At 43.6% G+C, this 18,914-nt stretch carries 23 protein-coding genes and 1 tRNA gene; 10 read left to right on the top strand and 14 right to left on the bottom strand.

Annotated elements, in window-relative coordinates:
- The first annotated feature begins 204 nt into the window (after positions 1–204).
- The gene (locus ICN36_RS02685; RefSeq protein ID WP_255531202.1) at positions 205–438 is read left to right on the top strand and encodes a tyrosine-type recombinase/integrase; all 234 of its coding nucleotides are present in this window, start codon (positions 205–207) and stop codon (positions 436–438) included.
- A 73-nt stretch (positions 439–511) separates the two neighbouring features.
- Here the strand turns inward: ICN36_RS02685 and ICN36_RS02680 are convergent.
- The 6 genes from ICN36_RS02680 to petA all read right to left on the bottom strand — a co-directional run bounded on the left by ICN36_RS02680 (position 512) and on the right by petA (position 4,571).
- A tRNA-Thr gene (locus ICN36_RS02680) sits at positions 512–587 on the bottom strand.
- A 17-nt stretch (positions 588–604) separates the two neighbouring features.
- The gene (locus ICN36_RS02675; protein WP_216226837.1) at positions 605–1,012 is read right to left on the bottom strand and encodes a ClpXP protease specificity-enhancing factor; all 408 of its coding nucleotides are present in this window, start codon (positions 1,010–1,012) and stop codon (positions 605–607) included.
- Positions 1,013–1,041: 29 nt separating this feature from the next.
- On the bottom strand, positions 1,042–1,653 hold the full coding sequence (locus ICN36_RS02670) for a glutathione S-transferase N-terminal domain-containing protein (protein WP_216152290.1): 612 nt from the start codon (positions 1,651–1,653) through the stop codon (positions 1,042–1,044).
- A gap of 99 nt (positions 1,654–1,752) precedes the next feature.
- The gene (locus ICN36_RS02665; protein ID WP_216226836.1) at positions 1,753–2,526 is read right to left on the bottom strand and encodes a cytochrome c1; all 774 of its coding nucleotides are present in this window, start codon (positions 2,524–2,526) and stop codon (positions 1,753–1,755) included.
- Positions 2,527–2,557: 31 nt separating this feature from the next.
- Complete coding sequence (locus ICN36_RS02660; RefSeq protein WP_216226835.1) at positions 2,558–3,958, bottom strand: cytochrome bc complex cytochrome b subunit; 1,401 nt, start codon at positions 3,956–3,958, stop codon at positions 2,558–2,560.
- Between the two features lie 10 nt (positions 3,959–3,968).
- Entirely contained in the window at positions 3,969–4,571 is a 603-nt protein-coding gene (gene petA / locus ICN36_RS02655) for a ubiquinol-cytochrome c reductase iron-sulfur subunit (RefSeq protein WP_216226834.1), read from the bottom strand.
- A 137-nt stretch (positions 4,572–4,708) separates the two neighbouring features.
- On the opposite strand from petA, the gene mscL reads away from it, so the two are divergent.
- The 3 genes from mscL to ICN36_RS02640 are packed head-to-tail and all read left to right on the top strand — an operon-like array spanning position 4,709 to position 8,562.
- A complete protein-coding gene (gene mscL / locus ICN36_RS02650; protein ID WP_216226833.1) occupies positions 4,709–5,131 on the top strand; it encodes a large conductance mechanosensitive channel protein MscL in 423 nt (140 codons plus the stop codon).
- Between the two features lies 1 nt (position 5,132).
- Positions 5,133–7,364, top strand: coding sequence for a glycosyltransferase family 41 protein (locus ICN36_RS02645; protein ID WP_216226832.1), 2,232 nt, complete (start codon positions 5,133–5,135; stop codon positions 7,362–7,364).
- A gap of 10 nt (positions 7,365–7,374) precedes the next feature.
- Entirely contained in the window at positions 7,375–8,562 is a 1,188-nt protein-coding gene (locus ICN36_RS02640; RefSeq protein WP_216226831.1) for a Do family serine endopeptidase, read from the top strand.
- A gap of 18 nt (positions 8,563–8,580) precedes the next feature.
- Here ICN36_RS02640 and ICN36_RS02635 read toward each other — a convergent pair whose 3' ends face one another.
- From ICN36_RS02635 to ICN36_RS02615, 5 genes are all read right to left on the bottom strand, one after another.
- Positions 8,581–9,315, bottom strand: a complete 735-nt coding sequence (locus ICN36_RS02635) for an amino acid ABC transporter ATP-binding protein (RefSeq protein ID WP_216226830.1) — start codon at positions 9,313–9,315, stop codon at positions 8,581–8,583.
- 34 nt (positions 9,316–9,349) lie between these two features.
- On the bottom strand, positions 9,350–10,018 hold the full coding sequence (locus ICN36_RS02630) for an amino acid ABC transporter permease (RefSeq protein WP_216226829.1): 669 nt from the start codon (positions 10,016–10,018) through the stop codon (positions 9,350–9,352).
- A 23-nt stretch (positions 10,019–10,041) separates the two neighbouring features.
- Positions 10,042–10,830, bottom strand: a complete 789-nt coding sequence (locus tag ICN36_RS02625; RefSeq protein WP_216226828.1) for an amino acid ABC transporter permease — start codon at positions 10,828–10,830, stop codon at positions 10,042–10,044.
- A gap of 23 nt (positions 10,831–10,853) precedes the next feature.
- Entirely contained in the window at positions 10,854–11,759 is a 906-nt protein-coding gene (locus ICN36_RS02620) for an amino acid ABC transporter substrate-binding protein (protein WP_216226827.1), read from the bottom strand.
- A gap of 223 nt (positions 11,760–11,982) precedes the next feature.
- Positions 11,983–13,242 (bottom strand): porin, encoded by a 1,260-nt coding sequence (locus tag ICN36_RS02615; RefSeq protein ID WP_216226826.1) that lies wholly within the window; start codon positions 13,240–13,242, stop codon positions 11,983–11,985.
- 426 nt (positions 13,243–13,668) lie between these two features.
- Here ICN36_RS02615 and ICN36_RS02610 point away from each other — a divergent pair, with 426 nt between their 5' ends.
- From ICN36_RS02610 to ICN36_RS02600, 3 genes are all read left to right on the top strand, one after another.
- Positions 13,669–14,781, top strand: coding sequence for a phage integrase SAM-like domain-containing protein (locus tag ICN36_RS02610; protein ID WP_370623385.1), 1,113 nt, complete (start codon positions 13,669–13,671; stop codon positions 14,779–14,781).
- Positions 14,782–14,877: 96 nt separating this feature from the next.
- Positions 14,878–15,123, top strand: coding sequence for a hypothetical protein (locus ICN36_RS02605; RefSeq protein WP_072584003.1), 246 nt, complete (start codon positions 14,878–14,880; stop codon positions 15,121–15,123).
- A gap of 34 nt (positions 15,124–15,157) precedes the next feature.
- Positions 15,158–15,982, top strand: coding sequence for a hypothetical protein (locus ICN36_RS02600; protein WP_216226825.1), 825 nt, complete (start codon positions 15,158–15,160; stop codon positions 15,980–15,982).
- Positions 15,983–15,994: 12 nt separating this feature from the next.
- On the opposite strand, the gene ICN36_RS02595 is transcribed toward ICN36_RS02600, so the two are convergent.
- A complete protein-coding gene (locus ICN36_RS02595; protein WP_216226824.1) occupies positions 15,995–16,582 on the bottom strand; it encodes a site-specific integrase in 588 nt (195 codons plus the stop codon).
- Between the two features lie 554 nt (positions 16,583–17,136).
- Between ICN36_RS02595 and ICN36_RS02590 the strand changes: the two genes are divergently transcribed.
- A complete protein-coding gene (locus ICN36_RS02590) occupies positions 17,137–17,304 on the top strand; it encodes a hypothetical protein (RefSeq protein ID WP_158009029.1) in 168 nt (55 codons plus the stop codon).
- Between the two features lie 139 nt (positions 17,305–17,443).
- Here ICN36_RS02590 and ICN36_RS02585 read toward each other — a convergent pair whose 3' ends face one another.
- Positions 17,444–17,800 carry a hypothetical protein gene (locus ICN36_RS02585; RefSeq protein ID WP_216226823.1) on the bottom strand — a complete coding sequence of 119 codons (357 nt, stop codon included), beginning with the start codon at positions 17,798–17,800 and terminating at the stop codon, positions 17,444–17,446.
- Between the two features lie 83 nt (positions 17,801–17,883).
- Here ICN36_RS02585 and ICN36_RS02580 point away from each other — a divergent pair, with 83 nt between their 5' ends.
- Both ICN36_RS02580 and ICN36_RS02575 read left to right on the top strand, forming a co-directional pair.
- Complete coding sequence (locus ICN36_RS02580; protein WP_370623383.1) at positions 17,884–18,405, top strand: DUF6641 family protein; 522 nt, start codon at positions 17,884–17,886, stop codon at positions 18,403–18,405.
- Entirely contained in the window at positions 18,402–18,551 is a 150-nt protein-coding gene (locus tag ICN36_RS02575; RefSeq protein ID WP_216226822.1) for a hypothetical protein, read from the top strand. Before ICN36_RS02580 ends, ICN36_RS02575 begins: the two co-directional genes overlap by 4 nt.
- 135 nt (positions 18,552–18,686) lie before the next feature.
- On the opposite strand, the gene ICN36_RS02570 is transcribed toward ICN36_RS02575, so the two are convergent.
- Positions 18,687–18,830 (bottom strand): hypothetical protein, encoded by a 144-nt coding sequence (locus ICN36_RS02570; RefSeq protein ID WP_216226821.1) that lies wholly within the window; start codon positions 18,828–18,830, stop codon positions 18,687–18,689.
- Positions 18,831–18,914: the final 84 nt, after the last annotated feature.

Here is an 18,914-nt window from a genome sequence, read left to right as displayed (position 1 = left end):
ACCGATTGGATGTGGACATACAATCATGAAAGACCAAACATGGGCTTGGGTGGAATTACACCAAAGCAAAAACTAGCACTTGCAGTACCAGCTTCTACTTTTAGCTTAAGTTAAAAATGGGGGGATTACCCCATCTCAAGTGAATTGCAAGAAGAGATTCAAAGCCATGAGGTCAAAGAGAATGGTCGATATTTTGGATCTTCAATGGGATCATTTAAATCCGGGATTGAAAGAGCTGGGATCGTTTTGCCGGATGGCCAATTAACTCACGTCTTGCGTCACACCTTCGCCAGCAGCTTCATGCAGGGCGGCGGAAATATCTTAACTTTACAAAAAATACTTGGCCATCAAAGTCTTCAAATGACCATGCGCTATGCCCATCTTGCGCCAACGCACCTTGAGGCCGTGAAATTACTGAACCCATTGGTTAACTTATAAGTTTGCGTTGACACTTTGTCGACTAACAATAAAAAAGGCTCACTAGCAATTAAGCAGTGAGCCTTATGTTTATTGGTGCCCCTTGTCCGACTCGAACAGACCACCTACTGATTACAAATCAGTTGCTCTACCAGATGAGCTAAAGGGGCACGAAGAATATTTTAACCTATTTCACAATCTTCAAGGACGGTCTTGAGGTTTTGGGCTTTTCAGGGGCTTCATCTGCTGAGTCAGCAATATGAAGATCTCGGGCCTGGGCTGGATCAAAAGGGAAGGACATGCCTTGGCCATTCTCCCTGGCATAGATCGCAAGGACATGGCTAACTGGGACCATAATTTTCCGAGGAACGCCGCCAAATCTTGCCTGAAAGCTTATCCAATCGTTTTCCATCTGCAGCTGATGGCAAGCCTCTAAAGAGAGATTCAGAACAATCTCATCGTTCTTCACAAACTCCATCGGAACCTCTACCCTAGCGTCCACAAAAACGGCTATGAATGGCGTAAAACCAAAATCCGTGCACCACTGATGTAGGGCACGGATTAGATAGGGTTTGTTACTTGGAACGTCAGACATACTAACCAATAATGAACCGCTAGGAAAGCTTAGCGGCGCATTACCTTCTCAGAAGGTGTCAAAGCTTCAATATAAGCAGGTCTACTGAAAATACGCTCAGCGTATTTCAAGAGAGCAGCAGCATTGCGGGACAGATCAATGCCATAGTGCTCAAGACGCCACAATAAAGGTGCAATAGCAACGTCCAACATGGAGAACTCGTCACCTAACATGTACTTATTTTTTACAAAAATAGGTGCAAGTTGAGTTAAGCGATCACGAATTGCTAAACGTGCTTTTTCATGAACCTTTTCAGCAGCTTTACCTTTTTCATTTTCCAATGCAGCCACGTGTACAAATAACTCTTTCTCAAAATTGAAGAGGAAGAGGCGTGCACGTGCACGAGCTACTGGATCAGGCGGCATTAACTGTGGGTGAGGGAAACGCTCATCAATGTACTCATTGATGATGTTTGACTCATACAAAATTAAATCGCGCTCAACCAAAATAGGAACTTGGCCATATGGGTTCATGACTGAAATGTCTTCACCCTTGTTGAACAAGTCGACATCGCGGATTTCAAAATCCATGCCTTTTTCAAAAAGCACCAAACGGCAGCGTTGCGAGAATGGGCAGTTAGTGCCCGAGTACAACACCATCATAAATTTATTTCCTTAAATTTCTACTTCAATACAACAAACGCACAACAGCGTTAAATCATTTCACCAGAGGGTCCTAACATCAGGACCCATCAAAACTCATTAGTGAACGTCTTTCCAATAGGCTTTATTCAAGCGCCAGGCCAAGAGGGTAAAGATTGCCAAGAACAAGAGCACTACTACACCAAGACGCTTACGCTCCAACTGCACTGGCTCAGCCATCCATGACAGGAAAGCAACCAAGTCGGCGATGTTGTCGTCATACTCTTGCGTGCTCATCTTGCCGGGGGTTAATTGCTCAAAACCAACAAAGACTTCTTCTGTTCTACTTGGATCATGTGGGTCTTTGCGCTCTTCAAACTTAGCAGCACGCTCACCTTGCAACTGCCAGAGAACGTGTGGCATACCAACCTTAGGATAGACCAAATTATTCCAACCAGTTTGTGTCGTGTCGTCTTTGTAGAAAGTGCGGAAGTAGGTATAAAGCCAATCCGCTCCACGAGCACGCGCCTCAACTGATAGGTCAGGCGGAGTCTTACCAAACCAAGCTTTAGCTTCTTTTGGTGTCATCGAGATGGTCATCAAATCACCCACTTTGGCATCAGTCAAAATGAGGTTGTCTTTGATTTGTTGATCGGTCAAGCCAATGTCGCGCAAACGGTTGTAACGCATGCTTGCCGCTGCATGGCAGTTCAAGCAGTAGTTCACAAATATCTTTGCACCGTTTTGCAATGAGGCATTGTTACTAACACGGTTAGGGGCTTGATCTAAAGGAAAGCCCCCTTCATTTGCTTTGGCACTAATGCCAAAGCCCAGGGCAGCAACCAATACTGTTGCTTGGCAGACGCCCATCAAAGTTTGCAGAATTCGTTTCATACTAGTTCCTAGTTTCTCTGTGGTATCTGAATTAATGGGACTCAAAAGTAACACGCGTTGGAACTGGCTTGAATTTACCAAGCGTGCTCCAGAACGGCATTGCCAAGAAGAAGCCCAGATAATAAATAGTGCATACCTGAGAAATCTTTTCAAATACTGGTGAAGGTGGCTGGATACCTAAGTAACCCAAGATCACAAAGCTCACCACAAACACGCCATAAATATATTTATGGAAATGTGGGCGATAGCGAATGGATTTCACTGGCGAATGATCAAGCCAAGGCAAGAAGAACATGATCACAACAGAACCGCCCATGATCACAACGCCCCAAAACTTAGCGTCAAATAAGAAGAAGCCGCCAGCCAATACCAAAGCGATTGCAGCGCATGCACCCTTAACCTTCAGGTTTTTACTCTTCAGAGCAAACATTCCGAGAATGACTGCAAGGAAGATCCATAAAGGCAACAAGAAGTTAGCTGTAGTTGCACGCAACATTGAATAGAACGGCGTGAAATACCAAACTGGGGCAATGTGTGAAGGTGTTTGGAATGGATTTGCAGGGATGAAGTTATTTGCCTCAAGGAAATAACCGCCCATCTCTGGAGCAAAGAACACGATGCAAGCAAAGATCATCAAGAACCCACCCAGATACATCACATCATGGACTGAGTAAAAAGGGTGGAATGGAATACCATCAACTGGATGACCATTAGCGTCCAAGTTCTCTTTAATTTCAACGCCATCAGGATTGTTTGAGCCAACTTCATGGAGGGCCAAAATATGAGCCGCTACCAAACCAACCAACACCAATGGAATTGCAATAACGTGGAATGCAAAGAAGCGGTTCAGAGTTGCATCGCCCACAACATAGTCACCACGCAACCATAAAGATAAGTCAGGACCAATGAATGGGATTGCAGAGAACAAGTTCACAATGACTTGAGCGCCCCAGTAAGACATCTGGCCCCATGGGAGCAAGTAACCGAAGAACGCCTCGCCCATCAAGCACAAGAAAATTGCGCAACCGAAAATCCAAATCAATTCACGTGGCTTGCGATAAGAGCCGTAGATCAAACCACGGAACATATGCATATAGACCACCACAAAGAACATCGATGCTCCAGTGGAATGCATGTAGCGAATCACCCAACCCCACGGAACCTCGCGCATGATGTATTCAACTGATTCGAAAGCTTTTGCAGCATCAGGCTTGTAGTTCATGGTTAAGAAAATACCGGTAAGTATCTGGTTAACCAAAACTACGATAGCCAAGGCGCCAAAAATATAGAAGAAATTCAGATTTTTTGGAGCGTAATACTCACTCATGTGACGCTTAAATGCTTCAGTTACTGGTAGACGTGAGTCAACCCAAGCCATAAGCTTTTGAGGTGCGGATGCGTCTGCTGGGACTTGTTTTTCTTGGAATGCCATTTATCTCTCCTTAGGCCTTCTTATCGTCGCCGATCAGAATCTTGGTGTCGCTCAAATACATGTGCGGCGGCACTTCAAGATTATCTGGGGCTGGTTTGTTCTTAAACACACGGCCTGCCATATCAAATGTAGAACCATGACATGGGCAAAGGAAACCGCCTGGCCAAGTATTTGGCAAGGAAGGCTGTGGACCAGCCTCAAACTTGGCATTAGGGGAACATCCTAGGTGAGTACAAATTCCCACCACCACAAGGTACTCAGGTTTTATTGAGCGCCATTGGTTTTGAGCATAGGTAGGGGTAAATTGAGATGGGTCACGCAATGAATTTGGATCAGCCAATTCGCTATCGATCTTGGACAACTCAGCAACCTGCTCAGGAGTGCGGCGAACCACCCAAACCGGCTTACCGCGCCACTCGACCGTTCTCATTTCGTCTGGCTGCATGCCAGAGATATCAATTTCAACAGCAGCTCCAGCGGCTTTTGCACGCTCAGAAGGCTCAAAACTGTCAATAAAAGGGTACAGGGCTGCGGCTGCTCCTACGCCTCCAACCGCCGATGTGGCGATCAACCAGTTACGGCGATCCTTGTCCATACAGGGCTTGTCACTCATTTACAAAATTCCTAAAAAGGGTACTTATGGGTGGAAATTGCTTAAAGGTAGGATTTTAAAGTAAAAAGTGGGGTAAGCAAGAAAGTTATGGGGTTAATCTTGGGTTAATCGGCATCTAAATTCAAAGGAGGGCATTTATGAGCGTTTTAAAGGAGTTTCGGGACTTTGCCGTTAAGGGCAATGTGATCGATTTGGCGGTCGGCGTCATTATTGGCGGCGCTTTTGGGAAAATCGTGGATTCCCTGGTAAATGACATCGTTATGCCCGTTATTTCGACCCTTTTAGGGGGTCATATTGACTTTACTAACCTTTTTATCGTTTTAGGCCATGTCCCAGAAGGGGTGCCCAGAACCTTTGATGTCCTCAAAAAGGCCGGGGTACCTATTTTTGCCTACGGCAACTTCATCACCATCTCTATTAACTTCCTCCTATTGGCCTTTGTCATCTTCCAAATGGTCAAAGTGGTTAATAAGATCCGCTTGATGGATGCTCCCCCTCCCCCACCTGTGCCAGAGGATGTAGTGCTGCTCCGCGAAATTCGTGACAGTCTAAAAAAATAATTTGTCTAACAATTCTCATCAGACGGCTCGGGAGCAATCTCAACTCATTTTTCAAAATGGCTTGAGATTGCTGCAGCAAGGAAATTCAGAAGAAGCGGATAAACTTTTTCTGGAGGCTCACTTACTTGATACAGAAAATATTGACGCGTTAAATCTATTGGGTATTCGTTCATATCAAAAAAATGAACTTCAAAATGCGCTGAACTTTCTAAATAGTGCAAATCATATTGCCCCAAATTCAGCACAAACTTTAAGTAACCTTGGACTTGTGCACAATGCACTTCTTGATTTTCAATCGGCGCTCGATTGCTTTGATTTAGCTATTGCTAGCAATCCAAATATTCCAGAGGCACACAATAATCGTGGCAATGCGCTAAAAGGTTTAAACAGAAACCAAGAGGCTGTAAATGCCTACCAGCAAGCCCTCACGCTTCGCCCTAGCTATGGCGAAGCATTAAGCAATCAAGGCGTCATTCTTTTAGAAGAGGGCAATCCTGAAAAAGCAATCGCTCTTTTTGAGAAAGCGATTGAGGCCAGCCCAAACCTAGCAACTGCTTACAACAATCTTGGTAATGCTCTCACTCAATTAGATGCTTACGAAGATGCTTTTCGGTGCTTCGAGCGTGCATTACAAATTAACAGCAGATATTTAGATGCTTGTTTAAATTTTGGGAATAGCTTGAAGAAGGCTAAGCAGATTGGTGCCGCTATTGATTGCTATCAACACGCACTTAAAATAAATCCTGAGCATGCAAAAACTTTTTATCTACTCGGCGAGATTTACTACGACACTGGTGATTGCGATTTAGCAAAAACATACTACGCAAAATCTTTAACTCTAGATCCTGCTAATTTAGCAACTCAATTTGCCTTAACGATTGCCCAAATTCCAAAGGTCTACAAAAATGAACAGGAATTAAGGGGCTCTAGAGCCTCTTTTTCCAATCAGCTTAATCACCTAAAAGCCAGTAGTCATCAAAGTTCCAACTCTGATAAAATCTTAAATATCGTAAAGCGTCACCCTTTTTACCTTGCCTACCAAGATGAGAATAACGAGCCACTGCTCTCTCAATATGGGACACTTTGCTTTAAGCAAGCTTTAGCTATTCAGGATCGCCTGAGAGACATCACGCAAGCCCCCAAATCCACGGGAAAAATTCGGATCGGCATTGTGAGCCATTTTTTCTGCAACCATCCTGTGTGGCATGCCATCACCAAAGGATGGGTAAACCACCTCAATCCAGATCAATTTGAAATTAATCTCTTTAATACTAATGGTCTAGAGGATACAGAAACTGAGTTAGCCAAATTAAAAGCGGCAAGCTATATCAATTGCACCAACTCTATTGAGCGCACCGCTCAAACTATCATTGCGCAAAACCTGGATCTATTGCTCTACCCAGAAATTGCTATGGATACAACCAGCAAGGCACTCGCATGCTTGCGTTTAGCGCCAGTACAAGCGGTAAGCTGGGGGCATCCTGAAACAACCGGTCTTGAGACGATTGATTTTTATCTGTCAGGGCAGATGCTAGAACCCAATGATGGCCAACATTTTTATAGCGAACAATTAATTCGACTCCCAAATCTGGGAACGTATTTTGAGAATGAGTTCGTTAGGCCAATCACCCCAAATCTTGCTGCTCTTGGCATAGATCCCTCACTGCCTATCCTGCTATGCGCTGGATCGCCCTCTAAATACAACCCAAATGACGATTCTATATTTGTAGAAATCGCAAAACGGGTTGGTCAGTGCCAATTCATCTTCTTTAACTTTGATGAAAATCTCACTGCTATTTTGAAGGAGCGCCTTCAGGCTAGCTTTGCACATGCACAACTCGATGCCAATCAGTTTCTTCGCTTTATTCCCTTCCTTAAGAAGGAAGAGTTTCATGGGCTGATGCAAAAAGCAGATCTGTACCTTGATACCATTGGGTTTTCGGGATTCAATACTGCCATGCAAGCAATTGCATATGGCTTACCCATTATCACCATCGAGGGCACCAAAATGCGCGGGCGTTTGGCTAGCGCAATTCTGAATAAAATTGGGCTTGAAGATTTGGTATGCCAAACTAACAATGGCTATATAAATTTAGCAATAGAGTTGCTTCAGAATCGAGAGCGACTGAACGCTTACAGGAATAAAATCGCACAATCTAAAGCGATTTTATTTAATGACCTAGAACCCATTAAAGCATTAGAAACTTTTCTGATTCAACAGACCCGAAAATAAAGCGCGCTCAATGAACTCATCCCTTCAAAAATACTGGCTCTTATTCGCGCAAGCTGTCACCATCTTGCTGGCAGCCTTATTTATTGTTGCTACCTTAAAGCCAGAGTGGCTCTTGGCATCTAGGGTTGGCTCTTTGGTAGACACCGTCTCTTTAAAAGAAAGTAATTACGACGGCCAACTCAGTCCAGGCTCATATCATGAAGCCGTTAAGCGCTCTATGCCTGCAGTAGTCAATATCTTCACTAGCAAAGTTTCTGCCAAACCGAAGACTCGCAAGGGTGGCGGGGCAAATTCTGCAGACCCCTTGTTTAATTTCTTTTTTGGGGATCAGCCTCCAGAGGACGAGCCAAGCTCAAGTTTAGGGTCTGGAGTTTTAGTCAGCCCCGAAGGCTATATTTTGACCAACCATCACGTGATTAGTGATGCAGATGATATTGACGTCGCTTTATCTGATGGCCGCAAGGTAAAGGCGAAAGTGATTGGTAGTGATCCAGAAACAGATATTGCAGTATTAAAAATTGAAGAAAAACAATTACCCACTCCAATCACTCTTGGGAAAGTTGAATCAGTGCATGTGGGCGATGTTGTTCTTGCAATTGGTAATCCGTTTGGCGTTGGTCAAACTGTGACCTCGGGAATAGTTTCTGCATTAGGTAGGGATCATGTAGGTATCAACACTTTTGAGAATTTCATCCAAACGGATGCTGCCATTAATCCGGGTAACTCTGGAGGCGCGCTGATTGATACTCGCGGCAATCTGATTGGAATTAACACCGCCATTTACTCAAATAACGGCGGGTCAATGGGCATTGGATTTGCAATACCAGTCAACTTGGCTAAGCAGGTTATGGAGTCTATTCTGGCTAATGGCAGCGTCACTAGGGGTTGGATTGGGGTTGAGCCACAAAACCTCTCAAAAGAGCTCTCAGAGTCTCTAGGGCTGCCTGCCAATACGGTTGGCGTTGTCTTATCAGGCGTTCTTGAGGGTGGACCTGCCGCACGTGGCGGCATAAAACCGGGAGATGTATTAATCGCCGTAAATGGCAGCTCCATCAAAGATGTCCGCGGACTTCTGAATCAGGTCGCTCAAATCAGTCCCGGCAACCAGGCAAAGCTCACCATTTTGCGAAAAGGCAAAGAATTGGAATTAACAGCTCAAGTCGGCAAGCGCCCTAAACCTAAGCAACAAGCGAACTAAATTCGTTAACCTGAAATATTAATTAGCGAGAATCTTTGATAAGAAGTCTTTAGCTCTTGGGGAGCGAGCTTCAGGATTATCAAAAAATTCCGCCTTGCTGCAGTCTTCAACAATATGGCCTTGATCCATAAAGATCACGCGATGACTCACTTTTCTTGCAAAACCCATCTCATGGGTAACGCAACACATCGTCATACCTTCATTGGCCAGCTTGATCATCACGTCCAAAACTTCCCCGACCATCTCTGGGTCTAGCGCAGAAGTGGGCTCATCAAAGAGCATTACGATTGGATCCATACTGAGCGCTCTAGCGATTGCAACCCGCTGTTGTTGCCCTCCTGATAACTGACCAGGAAATTTATCTTTTTGAGCGATCAGACCAACACGCTCTAAGTACTTTAAGCCATGTGCCTTGGCATCGGTAGCGGAGCGACCCAATACCTTCATTTGTGCAAGAGTGAGATTTTCAGTGATGCTGAGGTGTGGAAAAAGCTCAAAGTGCTGAAACACCATGCCAACTCTTGAACGCAATTTAGGTAAATTGGTTTTAGGATCATGCAAATCAATGCCATCAACCGAAATCTCTCCAGCCTGAAAAGGTTCAAGCGCGTTAATGGTTTTAATGAGGGTTGATTTTCCAGAACCAGAAGGGCCGCAAATAACAACCACCTCACCTTTTTGAATTGAGGTGGAGCAATCCGTTAGCACCTGGAAAGAGCCGTACCATTTAGAAACGTTTCTAAGTTCTATCATGATGAATTATGTATTTAGCATTCGATTAACAAGATTAGCGAATAATCGCTACTTTGGCCTGAATAACACGCACCACTTTTGACAGCGAGAAGCAAATCAGGAAATAGGTTACAGCTGCCAATAAATACGTTTCTATCGGACGCCCGTAGTTCTTGCCTGCAATTTCAAAGCCCTTCAATAGATCATAGGCTCCGATTGCATAAACTAAAGAGGTGTCCTGAAACAAAATGATGGTCTGCGTCATAAAGACCGGGATCATATTGCGGAAAGCTTGAGGCAGAACTACCAGTCTCATGTTCTGACCGTAAGTCATTCCAAGTGCTTCACCTGCGTAAGTTTGGCCTTTGGGTACCGACTGAATTCCTGCTCTCACAATCTCTGAGAAAAAGGCTGCCTCAAAAGCAATAAAAGTAATGGTTGCCGATAAATCCGCTCCGATCGGTTTACCTATCAGCATCGGAATGAGCAAGAAGAACCAAAGGATGACCATTACCAGTGGAATGGATCTCATTACATTGACGTAAAAAGTCGCGGGATAAACTAATGCCGGCTTTCCAGAAAGTCGCATTAAGGCCAGAAAGGTTCCCGCTATGATTCCACCAACAGTAGCGATTACTGTCAGCTGAACGCTAAAGAGAAGGCCCTTCAGAATGTAATTGGTAAAGAGTTCCCAGTTATAGAAACTTAAATCTAAGCTCAGCATATTGCCACCCATATTAGAAGCATTTAATGAGCTCCCGTATCGTTACTCGGGGCAATAAATCCAGGAATTCTGGTGCGTTTTTCAATATAAGACATCACTCGATTTACTGAGAAAGCTGAAAGAGCATACAAAAGCGTTACCGCTAAGTAAATCTCAACACCATGGGATGTTTCTTCTTGCGCCTGCATCGCAAATAAAGTGAGCTCTGGCACTGACACTGCAAAAGCAACCGAAGAGTTTTTAATAATGTTCATACTCTCCGAAGTCAGCGGAGGCAGCACAATACGCAAGGCCATCGGCAAAATAACGTAGCGATAGGTTTGCGGAGTAGTCAGTCCCAGTGCCGTAGCAGCTGCCCGCTGTCCACTAGGAAGGGAATGAATTCCCGCTCTTACCTGTTCGGCAATACGTGCCGAAGTAAAAAATCCAAGCGCAATACTGACGAGCCAATAGGAAGGCAGCGCCTTCAAGGGTAAAACAAACGCAGGAATGACGTGATACCAAAGAAATACTTGAACTAATACAGGGATATTTCTAAACAACTCAACCCATGCAGTTGAAAGCGATACAAGCGATCTACTGAGTCTGCCCGTATCTGGAAGGGTGCGCAGTGTACCCATCACAGCCCCCAGAACCAAGGAAATAACTAAAGCCAGGCCCGAGACGGCCAACGTCCAGCCCCATGCTTTAAAAAGCCAATCTAAATAACTAGGGTCAGCATTTTGTCCAAGGCCCAATAAAGCGGAGAAGCAGTGATCAACTACTTCTCCATCCAAGGTGCTCTTACAAAAGACATCTAGGTCTAATGACATAGTAGAAAATTATTTTTATTAGCTTATTTCTTGTTGTAGTCTTCAGCCGGCTTGTCATTCAAATTTGCCCAAGCATTTTTAGTTGCTGGAGAAAGCTCGAGACCAACAACGATATTCTTAGGCGGAATTGGTGATAAGAACCACTTGTTCCATAGTCCAGGCATTTTGCCGTTGGCAACAATCTTAGCGATTGCAGCATTTACAGCAGCTTTAAATTCTGGGTCATCCTTGCGGACCATGATTGCAATTGGCTCTGTACTCAGCACTTCACCAACAATTTTGAAGTCTTTTGGATTTTTCGAGTTAGCGATATTACCAGCCAAAATAGATCCATCCATTACAAAAGCATCGGCACGGCCAGATTCCAAGAGCAAGAAGCTGTCAGCGTGGTCCTTACCAAATACTTCATCAAAATTGACGCCAGTCGCTTTTTCATTCTTACGCAATAGTTGTACAGAAGTAGTGCCAGTAGTGGTTGCTACCTTCTTGCCATTGAGTTGGGCAATTGAAGTAATGCCAGAGTTTGCTTTCACTGCAATGCGCACCTCTTCCACATACAGCGTATTAGCAAAACCAACATCTTTAGCTCGGTTTACATTATTAGTTGTTGTCCCACACTCGATATCAACAGTGCCGTTTTGCACTAAAGGCACACGATTTTGAGATGTCACTGGCTGGTAATTAATGCGCAGAGTACTCATGCCTAATTTGTCTTTAATGTCACCCAGGATCATGCGGCAAATTTCAACATGGTAACCATCAAAGCGGCTATCACCAGTGGTATAGGACATTGGAATGGAAGATTCGCGCACGCCCATAGTCACAGCACCGCTTGATTTAATTTTGTCCAACGTTGGGGATGCTGCCATTACGTGTGCTGATACGACAAACATCGCTGCTGACAAATATGCCAAAGATTTGAGTTTCATTGAATATCCTTTTGTTAATCAAAATTTAGCGGTTATCGCAAAATAATTAATAAATTTGATAATACACTTTTCCATATATAAACCGCAATCAATGGAATACCTAAGATAAATTACCAAAAACCCGTTTATCCCCGCTGGTAAACCCATACTTAATAGGCATAAAAAAACCACCCCGAAGGGTGGTTTTTAAATCTAATTAAAACTAGCTTACGCTAGCATCCAATTAGAAAGTGTGACGTACACCAATAGCGTAGTTGCTATAACCAGAGCTAGTTGTAGTAGTAGCAGCGGCAGCATTAGATGTCAAAGTTTGACCATAAATTGCATACAAGTTTGTACGCTTGCTAAGGTAGTAGTTTGAACCTAACTGCCAGCCATTCATGTTAGCTGTTGGTTGGTTTGCACCGTTTGCCTGGTAACGACCCAATGCAGCACTTGCCCAAGCTTCAACAGTAGGGGTAATGTAGCTACGAACACCAATCTGCTCAGCAGAACGTTTGAGGTAGAAATTAGTGCTTGCTGTAGATGTAGCTTTACGATTTACGTACTGTGCATATGCCTTCAAGATACCGAAGTCATAAGTTGCACCAGCATAGAACTGGTTATCTTGTACGTTCAATGCATCACCCGTAGCGCTAACACCAGATGTCTGACCAGCATTTGTCCAAGGATTTGTACCAGTAACAGTTACAGCTCCTGTTGTTGACGATGTTGCAACGGTTGGATTGTAGTTGCTAGCTGTTGTCAACTGCTTGAGAGCTTGATAAGCTGCTGCAATGTAAAACTTGTTCAATGTGTAATCTGCGCCCAGACCCCAACCGCTAGCATTTACATTGCCACCAGTTGTGGAGTTTGCTTGAGTGCTATTTCTATTGTTCAATGTGTAAATCGCACTTGCTGAAAAGCCAGCAAAAGTATCTGATTTAAGTGACAAAGTATTGGATGTTCTGTTAGTAAATGCAGCATTGTTGATGCTTCCACCTACACCAGCAGCTGTACCGGCTGATCCAGTTGGAGTTGCTGAATAAACCAAGTTACCAGCCATGTTGTTCAATTCACCAACATCAGTTGCAGCAGCAGCATTAAATACTGGCGTGTATTGCAAACCAATAGCTGTTTGACCAATACCATTCTTTTTCAAACCAACAAAAGTTTGACGGTTCAACAAGCCACCGTTTGAATCACCAGATAAGTTTGTGCTTTCTGGATAGAGTTGGAATTCAGTTGTGAAGAAAGCGGATGTGCCGTTACCCAAATCTTCAACACCTTTAAAACCTAAACGGTTTGATTGCTCACCGCCAGCACCAAATTGGTTGCCAGTTGTCTTAGCTTGACCACCGTTAGTAATAGCTGAGCTTGACAAACGTGAATTTGTACCAACATAACCAACGTCCAAGATACCGTATACGGTTACGCTGGACTGAGCTTGAGCAGCAGATGCGAAAGCACCGATAGCTGCAACTGCTAATAGCGATTTTTTCATTCTTTAAATCTCCAAAAAAATTACTAAGAATGTGCAAATCACTAACTTGCTCCATTAACACCGCATTAATAGCCCATTACATTAAGTGTCGCTGTCGCACACTGGGGACTGTGCGACAAAGTGCAAACGTTTATCCAAAACGTGTTGGCTTTTTCTAACAGTGGTAAATGGCTTTGAAATGGCAGAGTTTTGGTAAACACAAATCTGCGAAAAAATAAACTGGTCGCGTAACTTGGTGTGCGACAGTACGCTTGCAAAATGCAATCCATATCAGCAAATGACGAATTGTTTTACGCAAAACGTTGTCGTACGTTACCAATCTTGCACACTATTACCTATGTGCCCAGTTATCCAAACAAGTTACGTATCTTTTTGACCAACGCAAGTAGCTACTGGCAAGTGCGCTGTTACTTTGACAACAAGACAGTGATACGTAGTTTGCGCACAACAAGCAAGCGATACGCTTTACAACTGGCTAAGTTGTTTTATGAACAGCATTTAATAGATACAGGCGTAATTGCACAAGGTGCTGTTGCAAACACACAAGATTTATCAGTCAACACCATTGCCAACATCATGCTTGCAAATGAAACAGCACGTGTGAAACGTGACGAGATTACAAATGGCACCTACATAATGCTGGTATCACGCATACGCAAATGGGTATTGCCGTATTTTGGAGCTGTGCAAGTGACTGATATTAAACACACAGACATAGAACGTTTCTTGTACTTTCTAAGTGACAAACAATACAAGTCTATGACCATTACACAGTACTTAAATGCATTACACAAAGTATTGGAGTGCGCATTTAAACACGGCTGGATTGAAAAGATACCCACATTCCCCAAACTTAAATCATCTAGCACGCCACGTGGCGGATTTAGTGTTGTAGAGTATCGTGCATTACTCCGTGCCAGTAAAGTATTAGCAAATCAAGTGTGTGTGCCAATCAAAGTCACTCATCGCACCAAATACAACAATCTGTTTGCACCAGACGCTAACATCCCAGTTGAGATGACTTGGTTAATTGGTTTTATGGTCAATAGCTTTGTGCGACCAGTGGATATGAAACTAATGCAACACAAGCATATTGAAGTGATACGTAATGATCACATCTACTTGCGTTTAACCATTCCTGAAACCAAGCGTCACTCTGCACCAGTTATTACATTGCAACCTGCTGTGCGTATCTACGAGCATCTGCGTAGTTATTACGACAAGCAAGGTTTAGCAAATGCAAATGACTATTTGTTCTTACCGCAGATCAAAGACCGTGCTGCTGCAATGCAATTGATTGACAAGTATTTTGTAAAGATACTGCTTGCAACAGGATTGCGATTTGGCACACTTGGACAGCGACGCACATTGTATTCGTTACGACACACAGCAATTACATATAGGTTGTTATACGGACGTGGAATTGATTTACTTACACTGGCGCGTAATGCACGTACCAGCGTGGAAATGATTGAGCGTTTTTATGCCAGTCAACTTACACCGGAAATGAATGTGGGCATGTTACACAGCAGAAGATGATTCATAGCGTTTGTACCTATTACACTTATGTAAATTTAATTTATATTTTCTAATATTGATAACAATTCTGTAATCAATAACTAAATGGGAAATAATATGACCGATACGAATACGTCAGCACAATCTGCTAGCGATCAATTAGCAGCAGCACAAAAAGCACAAGCAGAATTAGCAGCAAAGATTGATGCATTACTAACACAAACACGTGAGGAAGATTTAGCTACCGTGAAAAGATTGATTACAACGCATAGTTTTAGTGCAACCGACTTGCGCAGCGTCATGAAAGCAAAGTCATCACGTTCTGCACCCCGCAAAAGTACCAGTCGACGCAGAAAAGTTTAAACAGCATGCACAGCGTACATTACAGTACGCTGTGTTGTTTGACTTACGCGCCATCAAATGCAATAGCAATATTGATGACAGCCAATACATACATCAACTTACCTACAATGAGTTGCGTGACATACCATTTCGAGAACTATCGGAAGCTGAGTATGCACAATTAAGATTAATTAAATCTGCACTGGTATCCGTAATTGAGCAGCGTGCAGTTCACAAGCGCAAGATGCTTGCTGCGCTGGGAAAAGATCAGTATGTTGAATATGTACAAAGCTACGACATGGATATTTCCCATGTAGAAAGTGATTGGTTTAGTACAGACAGCATGCCCAGTATTTTGTATGACTACATGCAATACGTAAAAGACGGTGACAAATACACTCGTCTTGCCAACTTGTTTCGCCGTTCCACTAAACGCGATGCTAATGGCAAGACAGCCTATCAGCGCATGGAAACAAAAGCTGAATCTTGTTATGAAGAAGCAGTAATGTTACTTACCAATGCAATTGACACTAACCCACTGCGCAATCCCATGCCCGATGTACAGTTATCAAATGAAATACAACGCTGGTTAGATCGTGATGTCAGTTGCGAACTTGGTTTTGAACCTGATGCATGCATTACAGGTGTTCCGCGTATTCGTGGCACCAAAAGTAAATTTGCACAGATATCTACTGCACCAGCAGTTGGACAAAGACTGCGACAGTATTGGCGACAACGTGAAGCACTGGTACAAGTTGCACTGGGTTTACTTTACAACCCCGATCAAATTACGGATGCAAATGACGTTGGCTTGCAATATTCGGCGGAGTTATTAAAAAAACATACAGCACAACTTAAATTACACAGTGAACGCGATTAATTAGATGCTTTATTAAGCAACTTGTAAATTAAAACAATCTACTGCCCTGCGCTTTTGATCGTCGTTGACAGTGACATAACGCTGTGTTGTCGCAATGTTCTTGTGTCCTGCCAAACTTGCTAAAACAAACACACTGATACCCGAGTTACTCAAGGTTGTCAAAAATGTGCGTCTGCCTGAATGTGAGCTGGCACCGAACACTAACGCACGACGATACAGATAGTGGAAGTGCTGTGTAAGTGTGGAAGCGGTAAATGCCTTCCGCGCGCCTCGTAGCGTGTTAAACAACGGAAATGTGTCGTCAAATGCTGTGCGTGTAGCAAGGTATGTGGCAAGTTCGTGCTGTAAGTGTGTGCTGATAAACACGGTGCGTGCGTGTCCGTGTTTTACACGATCGCTACTCAAAAACACTTGGGATTTAACAGTGCCGTCACTGTTGCGCACATCACCCAGTGTCAGTTGCGCTACTTCCGATACACGCAATCCAGCCAAAACAGTCAGCAAAAACATCGCCCTGTTGCGTGTAGCGTTCGTGTTTGATGCGATGTAAGTTAAAACTTTATCAATATCTTGTTGCGTCAGTGATTTTGCCTGTGCCATTGCGTTCTCCTAATAATATGTGCGTAATAAGTATGTGTTCTTTGGTAGCAAATGAGCAACCGAAACAGTTTTGCGCTGTGTAAGTGGCGCAATCTGTTGAAAAACAACTGGTTGCGTCGTGGTGTTGTGACTTTGTAACTTCTCTTTGGTCGTGTATTTACCGCAAAAATGCGTGATGAATGTGGCATATTGACTACAGAGCGCAGTTTAAGTAACAAGACTTGTTAAAACACGCTACAGCGTGCGTATGTGTCAATCTGCTACTACGCTCTACGAAACCCGAAAAAAAACGCATACACGACGGATTTGATGTGCTGTTGCGTAGTGCTACCCAAAATCAGTTCGTAGTCCTGTATTTTTAGTTGCGCAGTTTTTTTAGGTGCTCAAGATCTGTGGTGCTGGTGATTTATATCTAACTGGTAGTGTGAAAGCGAACGCAGTTCGCTTGTGTATCGCTTGCGCTCACACATTTATCTCTTCCCAACACATATAAACATAATAGAAGAAAGCCGAAAGCAACGCAGTTGCTTTTGGTGCTGTTTGATTGACGGAGAATGATTAGATCACGCAACGGCTATAGCGGGGACGAATCTGTCGCTATTAGTCGTTGCGCTGTGCGTGACGGTAAAAAGACTGTCACACGCACTGTAGAAAGTTTTTTAATATGGAAGACTGATGTATTGAAACTTCCAAACTACTGTGGCATTGGTTTGCGCTTGTAGTAAAACTTCGGCATCAACTTATGTGCGACACAACTCTACAGTGTATGTGTCGCAAGTTCCACCGCATTAGCCGTTATATTACAAGTGGAGTTTTTACCTTTGTTAGCGCAGTGTTTATCTGCGTTTTGAATGTGCCTGATTAGTTCTGTGATCGTGCCTGTGTTGTTCTGCGTTTGTTCCTGTTACTGCGATACTCACCGCGCAATATGCGACTGTGTAGATTTAGAATACGGAAACAATCGCCGTCCGTAATGTGTTTGCGCTTTTTAACGCAACTGTAGCGTGACTGGAAATAATCAATAAAGCGTTTAGTAGGTTTGTCCAAAACACCAATATGTTCAGTTAGCAGTTTAGTAGCTGTCTGTTGCGCTTTGAGTAAGTTCGGTTTAGTTGTTCCAAAACTGCCTACATCTACACCAATGCCACGCAACCAAGCGTCAGCAAGTTCGGTGTCACGCTTCTCTCGTCTTTGTATGTTGTAAGTAATATCGTTCATACATTTATTTAGTAACGACCAAACAATATGTAACTAAATCTGGCGCAATATTAGGTGGTTTTGCGTGATTTTGGACAAAAAATATGCGAAGGCAAAAAGAGGTTGCGAGTTTGGTAAATCCGAAACTACAGTTACTACAACAAACAACAGAAAAGGATATACAAATGAGTAACTTAAACACGCTAAAGCTAACGGACGCAAAGAAACCGACACAAATCCCGCAAGTGCTACAGCGCAGGAATAAGTTGATTAAACGCATCTGGCAACAAACAGAGTTAGCACGGGCGCAACAAACTGGCACAAGTTTTAGCGTCAAAAAGTTCCGCAGTGTTGCTGATATTGATACAGGCGCACGCAAACAAGTGGAAACTGATGTGCGTGTAAAGCCGTGGTGGTTTGTTACAGACAACGGCAAACTGGCAATCAGTGTGCGCTACGGTAGCAAAGTGTTGGAGTTGGGTAAAGGCAAGTTTGCTGTAGAAGTTGGCACGGAGAAGGATTTAGTCAAAGTTTTGGATGTAATCAAAACGGCTGTAAGTGCTGGCGAGTTAGATACAGCGATTGAAAATGCGGCAACTAAACTGCGTGAAGGATTTACAAAATGAAACAATACAGACTGTGGGTGCGCATTAGTCAAACACAAACAGCAAACACGCTGGTGTATGCTGAAAACGACTATCTCGCAAAACGCTTGGGTGAAGCGCAATACGGTGTAGGTAATGTGCTGGGCTACACATTAGCATCAAACTAAAGTGTAGGGTGTGCGAAAGTATTAGTGGGGGTATGCGTGAATAATGTGGGGGTGAGTGATATTGTTTGGTCGCTGTTAAATACAGTATGCGCATATACGAAATCACCCTCCGCCCTATCAAACCAAAATCCCCACTCAATCCAGCGCAAGCACGCATACACGGACTACAGAAAAGTGTTGAGCGTGACAGACAACGACTACAGCAGGAACGAGAACGGCAACGACAACAGCGTGACAATGAACGCAAACGCAAGGAACAACAGCGTCGGACAAACGCACTGAAACCTTGAATGCGTAAAAACACGCAAAAAACAGTGGTTTATGCGTGAAATATGTGTAAAAACAAAACCGAGTGGTGTGGGG

It is taken from the genome of Polynucleobacter sp. UK-Gri1-W3 (assembly GCF_018881595.1).
Lineage (GTDB): Bacteria > Pseudomonadota > Gammaproteobacteria > Burkholderiales > Burkholderiaceae > Polynucleobacter.
This window is presented reverse-complemented; position numbering and strand designations above follow the sequence as displayed.